The sequence below is a fragment of the Nocardioides sp. genome, assembly GCF_036374615.1.
Taxonomy (GTDB): Bacteria; Actinomycetota; Actinomycetes; order Propionibacteriales; family Nocardioidaceae; genus Nocardioides.
Map to the genome: position 1 here is coordinate 1 of NZ_DASUTK010000142.1, position 6,884 is coordinate 6,884.

At 72.3% G+C, this 6,884-nt stretch carries 7 protein-coding genes; all 7 read right to left on the bottom strand.

Going from position 1 to position 6,884, the window contains the following annotated elements; all coding sequences use genetic code 11:
- Positions 1-346: GNAT family N-acetyltransferase (locus VFZ39_RS11230; RefSeq protein WP_330865840.1), on the bottom strand; the 346-nt coding region annotated here is incomplete at its 3' end.
- 8 nt (positions 347-354) lie between these two features.
- Entirely contained in the window at positions 355-792 is a 438-nt protein-coding gene (locus VFZ39_RS11235) for a hypothetical protein (RefSeq protein WP_330865841.1), read from the bottom strand.
- Positions 789-1,013, bottom strand: coding sequence for a hypothetical protein (locus VFZ39_RS11240; RefSeq protein WP_330865842.1), 225 nt, complete (start codon positions 1,011-1,013; stop codon positions 789-791). The genes VFZ39_RS11235 and VFZ39_RS11240 overlap by 4 nt, the downstream gene beginning before the upstream one ends.
- Positions 1,006-1,668, bottom strand: coding sequence for a DUF2306 domain-containing protein (locus VFZ39_RS11245; protein ID WP_330865846.1), 663 nt, complete (start codon positions 1,666-1,668; stop codon positions 1,006-1,008). Before VFZ39_RS11245 ends, VFZ39_RS11240 begins: the two co-directional genes overlap by 8 nt.
- Positions 1,668-2,378, bottom strand: a complete 711-nt coding sequence (locus VFZ39_RS11250) for a hypothetical protein (protein WP_330865843.1) — start codon at positions 2,376-2,378, stop codon at positions 1,668-1,670. Before VFZ39_RS11250 ends, VFZ39_RS11245 begins: the two co-directional genes overlap by 1 nt.
- Positions 2,379-2,493: 115 nt before the next feature.
- The gene (locus tag VFZ39_RS11255) at positions 2,494-5,223 is read right to left on the bottom strand and encodes a LuxR C-terminal-related transcriptional regulator (RefSeq protein WP_330865844.1); all 2,730 of its coding nucleotides are present in this window, start codon (positions 5,221-5,223) and stop codon (positions 2,494-2,496) included.
- A gap of 10 nt (positions 5,224-5,233) precedes the next feature.
- Positions 5,234-6,884: Stk1 family PASTA domain-containing Ser/Thr kinase (locus VFZ39_RS11260; RefSeq protein ID WP_330865845.1), on the bottom strand; the 1,651-nt coding region annotated here is incomplete at its 5' end.

Sequence of the window (6,884 nt, forward strand, 5' to 3'; positions counted from 1 at the left end):
GTCCGGCGTGGTCCGGATGCAGCACCCACCCCAGCTCGGCCTGGACGCCGCGCGCCCGGGCGGCGACCTCACCCTGCGCCCAGGCGTCCCCGAGGTCGAGCATCAGGTCCCCGATGACCTGCCCGTCCCGCTCGATGACGACGGTCTTGGCCAGGCTCTCGGGCTCCTCGAAGTGGGGGCGGTACTCCTCGATCGTGGCGGGGGCCCGGGTGAGCCACTGGCTCACCTCGGGAAGCCGGCGAAACGCCCAGGTCGCGTCGAGGTCGGCCAGGGTGGCCGGCCGCAGGATCAGTCGGGCGGTGCGGACGGGCCAGGAGATCTCCTCGAGCGGAGCGCGTGAGGTCATGGAGTCGATCATCGCCAACGTGCTCCACCGGCACGCACATAGGCGCGCCAGACATGCCGCCAGGGGATCACCGCGATGATCACGACCACGAACGAGCAGTTCACGAGGACCTCGCTCATGGCGGGGTCGAGGTCGCCCGCTCGCGACGCGGGGAGCGCCACCAGCCCGAGCCAGATCAGCTTCCACGTCACCTCGAGCAGCAGCACGGGCAGCATCGCCACCGGGAGCTTGAGCCCGACGAGGGCGAGGAGTGACATGGCGGTCAGCAGGCAGAGCGTCACGCCTTCGTACAGCGGCATGGTGTGGGCGTCGCCAAGCAGCGGCCACTTCACGAGGGCGAGGCCGCCGCCCATGAAGAGGTAGCCGGCTCGGAGCAGGTACAGCCGAGTCAGGGACAGGTCCGTGGAGGAGGAGGTGGTGGCAATGGGTGCAGCGGTGGTGGTCACGACTGTTCTCCTGTCGAGAGCGAGATGAGGGCGGCCCCGAGGTCGCGGATCTTGGCGAGCAGGCCGTGCAGCTCGGCCTGGTCCGCGACGACGCCGCGGAGGGTGGTGGTGCCGTCGTCCTCGTGGGTGAGGGCCGTGCCGTCGAACCAGCTCGACCAGTGCTGGTCGAGGTGGCCCTCGATCCGGAGCTGGTAGGGCAGCGGGGCGCGGCTGTCAGGCATGGCGTCGCACCGCCCACTCGGCGATGGCGGCGTTGATGACCCAGGCGGAGCTGACGGAGATGCCCTTGCTCAGGTCGCCGGTTCCGGCGATCGCCTCGCCGATGCCCTCGGTGAAGATCTGGGTGCCGGCGCCGAGGGCGAGGGCGTAGGCCCGGATCATCCACGCCCGGTGCGCGGGGATGTCGCGGCGTCGGACGGCTGCGAAGCCCAGGCCGATGAAGACGAACATCGCCGAGCTGACCGTGAGCCGGACCGCCCAGAGCAGGGCACCTCCCGGCGCGCCGGAGTAGAAGAGCGTCATCCAGAGCCCGGACAGCGCGACGGCCGATCCGGCGACGACCAGCACCCGGCCGGCCTTCCGGTGCCACGCCAGGTGCCGGCGCCGCAGCCGGGCGCTGAACTGGAACGCACCGACGAACGCGTAGAGAGCGGCGCCGACGACGTGGATCACTACCGGTGAGGGGGAGGCGTCGATGCGGGGGTTCTCCGGCATGACCTGCGGGCCGCCGGCGATCTCAACCAGCCGCACGAATCCGAACACCACTGGGATCAGGCTCAGCACGATGAGCGCGACCGGAAGCCGCCAGCTCGAGCCGGCCCGAGAACCCGACCGGCGCTGGGCCGGCCGGGTGTCGGGTGTGGACCTGGTGGTCATCACGCACCAGCGCTCGCGGCCGGCGTGGGGACGACGGGGCCTTCGCTGGTCTGACCTTCGCTGGTCTCGTCAGTGGCCTGGGCGGCCCGGGTGATGCTCCACAGGGAGTAGCCGAGGCCGATCATGGCGACGGCGTTCGGGACGGCCAGCATCCGGTAGAACGCGTCGGGCATCTGGGACAGCGCGACCGACGCAAGTCCGCCCACGGCGAGCAGGGCGGCGGCCCACCGGGCGAGGACGCGGGCGCGGAACAGCGCGACGCCGAACAGCAGTCCACCGGCGAGGTAGAAGACGCCCTGCAGCTGGAGGATGGGCTGCAGCAGCCCGATGTCGCCGGTGGCCGAGCCGCCGGTCGAGGCCTCGATCACGTCGTTGACGTAGCCGGGGTCGGTGTCGGCGATCGCCGGCAGGGCGAAGCCCGCGACGATCGTGGTCGACATGATGAGCAGGTAGCCGGCGCTGAGCACGACGTATCCGACCAGTCCGAGGACGCCCGTCCTCGTGACCTGCCGCAGGTACATGCCGGTGATCCCGACCACGGCGAGCGCGGCCATCAGTACCTTGAACGCCGTGCGGACCGCGACCTCCGTCGTGGTGATGGACTCGGCGTCGAGGTGCGGGTGTCCGACCTGGACGCCGATGAAGGTCAGGCCTGCGGCGACTGCGGCGAGGCCGGCGGCCTTGGTGAGTGTGGTGGTGGTGATGGCCATCTCCGGCTCCTGGTTCCGTTGGTCCGGAGCGGGTGCTCCGGGGATGCTCGGAACGTAGGTCGCGACGATGGGACCGCGCGTCACCACATGTGGTGACTGGCGATGTGACTCCGCGTCAGCGCTGCTCGCGCAGGAGGCCCAGCTCGCGGGCCCGACGGACCGCTGCGGCGCGGTTGTTGACGTCGAGCTTGGTGAAGATCCGCTTGGTGTGGGTCCGCAGCGTGTTGAGGGAGACGAACAGCTGTCGCGCGATCTCCGGGCCGGTCAGCCCGGTGTCGAGCTGGCGCAGCACCTCCAGCTCTCGCTCGCTGAGAGGGTCCGGCAGCCCCCGCTGCTGATGCGTCGCCGGCTGAGCCGGACCCGCGGCGGCCAGCAGCCGTGCCGTGTGCTCCTGCAGTACGCCGTCCTCGACCGCGGCCCGCAGCAGGGCGAGCATCGGGGCGCCCTCGTCGAGGAACAGCCGCACGTAGCCCTCCGGCTCCGGTGACTGCGTCAGCGCCCGCTCGAGGTCCCTGAGCGCCCGTCCACGGCGGTCGGCCCCGTGCTCGGCGAGCGCGCGTAGCATCCGGATCTCGATCGCGCTGCCAGGCCGGTGAGCCGCAGCGGCCGCTTCGAGCCGGTCGAGCAGCGTGAGAGCGTCTCCGTGGCGCTGCTGGGCGAGCAGCAGCCGCGCCAGGGTGAGGTGCTCGTACTCGCGCAGGTACGTCGGCTCATCGTCGGCGGTGACGCCGTGCTCCTCCGTCCACGCCTCTGCCGCGCCGACGTCGCCGTGCGTCAGGTGGAGCCGGGCGCGCAGCGCGTGGATCGGGCGCAGCTCGGGGTAGAAGCCGCGCCGGTACAACGCCTCCGCCTCGTCGAGCAGGTCCAGGGGGGCGCTGCCGTCGCCGAGCCGGGACTGCAGCTGTGCCATGACCGTGTACCAGCGGTATCGGTTCTCGCTGATGGAAGCGCGTTCCGCGAGCACGCGCGCCCGTTGCAGATGGGCCTCGGCACTCGGTAAGTCACCGAGCTCGCTGTCCAGCTCCGCCAGGCCGACGTGGAGGTCCGCCGTGGCCCGCGGGTAGGGCTCGCGTCCTCCGGTGGCCGTCCGCAGCGCGGACTCGAACAGACTCCGGGCACGGCTCGGCCGCCCCGAGGCGAGCCACATGTCCGCCAGCACCACGGTGCTGTCCAGCTCGTCGACCAGGTTGCCCGCCGCATGCAGATGACGCACGGCCATGGAGAACGTGGTGATGGCCTCCGGCACGTCGCCGGCGGCGAACGCCGCGAGGCCAAGGAAGCCCGCGCCGGCGCCGTGGATGAAGTGGTCGTCGGGCCCGGCCAGCTCCACGGCCTGTCGAGCGTGACGGACTGTTCCTGCCACGTCCCCGCGGGCCTGCGCGACCGAGGCTCGGTAGACCGGGATCATCGCCGGTGCCATCCGCAGGTCCTCGGTGTCGGCCCAGGTCGACGCCAGGTCCGGGTCCTCGGCACCGGCAGCCAGCGCCGCCTCGGCGTCCTCGAGCCAGGGCTCCACCGCGTCGAGGTCACCGGTCATCAGCTTCGACCAGGCCGCCACGATGCAGAGCGCCGGGCTCCGGCGCACCACCGGCTCCGGCAGCGCTGCCGCCCAGCTCAGCAGCACGCTGTCCTGGCGGGCGCGCCGCACCTCCGGCAGCGCCTCCTCCATCAGCTGGCGCGCCCGGTCGAAGTCCTCGGCCGCCAGGGAGTGCCGGACGGCGTCGAGGACCAGACCGCGCTCGGCGTACCAGCCGCTGGCTCGCTGGTGCAGGGACGGCACCAGCTCCGGCTGCTCGGCCAGCAGCCGCGCGTGCAGGACGTCGGCGAACAGATGGTGGTAGCGGTACCAGGCGCGGTCGGCGTCCAGTGCGACCACGAAGAGGTTGCTGCGCTCCAGGTCCTCCAGCATTCGGGCGCCCGCGCCCCCGGTCCGATCGGTGACGCCGTCGCAGAGCGAGCCCGTCAACCGGTCGAGCACCGCCGTGTGGAGCAGGAACTCGCGGACCTCGTCGGGCTGTCGGGCCAGCACCTCATCGGCGAGGTAGTCGATGACGAACCGGCTGCTGCCGGTGAACGCGTCGATGAACCCGACGACCTCCTCGCGCTCCTCGACCCCGCGCAAGGAGAGGGCCGCCAGCTGGAGGCCGGCGGCCCAGCCCTCCGTGCGCTCGTCGAGCGCCTCCACGTCGTCGCTGGTCAGGTCGAGGCCCATGACCGAGTTGAGGAACTCCCGGGCCTCGGAACGCGTGAACCGCAGCTCGGCCGCACGCAGCTCGGTGAGCTGACCGCTGCTGCGCAGGCGCGCCAGCGGCAGCGGTGGGTCGGAGCGGGTGGCCAGCACCAGGTGCACCCGGGCCGGCAGGTGCTCCAGCAGGAAGGCCGACGCCTCTTGCACCTCGAGCGCCTGGATGACGTGGAGGTCGTCCAGGACCAGGACCCACCGGGTCTCCGGCGCGCGCTCGCTGGCCTCGCTCACGCGGTTGACGAGCGCCGTCAGGTCGATGACCCCCGGCGGGGCGCCCGGGCTGTCGAGCACTGCGTCGACTCCGTCGAGGCCCGCGCCCTGCAGGGCGGCCACGACATGGGTGAGGAAGCGGGGCGGGTCGTTGTCACCGTCGTCCAGCGACACCCACGCGACCCGCACGGTGTCCTGGGTCCGGCCGAGGTGGCGCAGCCAGTCGCCCAGCACCGTGGTCTTCCCGAAGCCGGCCGGCGCGGAGACGAGGGTCAGCCGGTGGTGCTCGTCGAGAGTGGTGTCGAGCCGTTCGAGGAGGCGCTGCCGCGCCACGAGCTGCGGGCGCGGCGGCGGCGCGAACAGCTTGGTGGCGAGCACAGGAGCTGACACCCTGGCTGCCTCAGATCAGGTTGAGGGTGATCGTGCTGCCCTTGGGCACCATCGTCCCTGACGGCGGGTCGACGCTGAACACGAATCCGAGGCCGAGGTACTCGTCGGCGTTCTCCACCTCGACCACGAACCCGAGCGCCTCGAGGGTCTCCCGCGCGCTGTCGACGCCCGCTGCCACCAGGCCACCGGGCACCTCGACCAGCTCCGGCCCCTGGCTGACGACCAGCGTGACCGTGTCACCGCGGAAGAGCGTGCCGCTGGCCGGGGTCTGGCTGATGACGTTGCCCTCGGGCACGGTGTCCGAGAACTGCGGCTCTCCCCGTTCGACGACGAGTCCGCGGTCCCCGAGCTCCTGCTCCGCCACGTCGGCCGGCTTGCCGGTGAAGTCCTTCACCCGGATCGGCTTCGGGCCCTCGCTGATGAAGAGGTTGACGATCGAGTCGGGCTTCAGCGACGTCCCGACCTCGGGGTCGCTCCCGAGGATCGTGCCCGCGGGAACGCTCTGCGACCAACGCCCGATCGACTCGCCGAACTGGAGGTTCTGCTCCGCGAGCGCGTCCTGCGCCTCGTCCTCGGTCATGCCGCGGACCTTCGGCACGTCGTACCGCTCCTTGCCGAGCGACAGCACCAGGGTGACCGTGCCACCGTCGAGCACGCGCTCGCGCGGTCCGGGGTCGGTGGAGAGCACGCGCCCCGCCGCGACCGTCTCGCTGTACGCCGGGTCGCCGGCCCGGACCTCGAGGCCGGCCGACTCCAGCTTCTCGACCGCCGCCGCCTCGCGGAGGCCGAGGACGCTCGGGGTCTGGGTGTAGCGCGCCCAGCCGAACCAGTACGCGCCGACCCCGACCCCCACGGCGAGGAGCAGCGCCAGCAGCATCAGCAGCGGACCCTTGCGGGACCGTCGCGGCCGGGCCGGCGCCACCGGCTGGTAGACCGCGGAGGGCTCGATCACCTCGCTCGGTGGGGCGGCCAGCAGGCTCGTGGTGTGCTCCGGCGGGGACGCACCCAGGGCCTCCGCCGCCTCGGCCGGGGCCAGCAGCGTGGCGAACTCGTCGGCGTCGAACGGGTCGCGCTCGGTGTCGGAGCCGACGGCGGGCGCCGGTCGCGCCGGCATCAGGTCGGCGGTCAGCTCGTCGTCGACCTCGACACCGGTCGCGAGTGCCTGCGCGACCCGGTGGACCTGGTGGAGGAGCACTCCTGCGTCCGCCGGTCGCTGTCCGCGGTCGCGAGCTGTTGCGCGGGCGACCAGCGCGTCGACGTACTCCGGGAGGCCGCGGACGGTGGCGGACGGCGCAGGGACGTCCTCGTGCACGTGCTTGTACGCGACCTGGATCGGCGACTCGCCCTCGTGCGGCTTCTGCCCGGTCAACAGCTCGTAGAGGACGACTCCGGTCGCGTACACGTCGGCGCGGGCGTCGGCCTTGCCGTCGACGACCAGCTCGGGGGCGAGGTAGGACACGGTGCCGATCAGCACCCCGCCCGTCGCGGTGTGCTGGGTGTCGGCGCTGACCGCCTTGGCGAGCCCGAAGTCGGCGACCTTGATCCGGCCGTCGTCGGCGATGAGGACGTTCTCGGGCTTGACGTCGCGGTGGATCAGGCCCGCGCGGTGGGCCGCGGCGAGCGCGGAGAGCACCGGCTCCAGGAGCGCGAGCGCCCGCAGC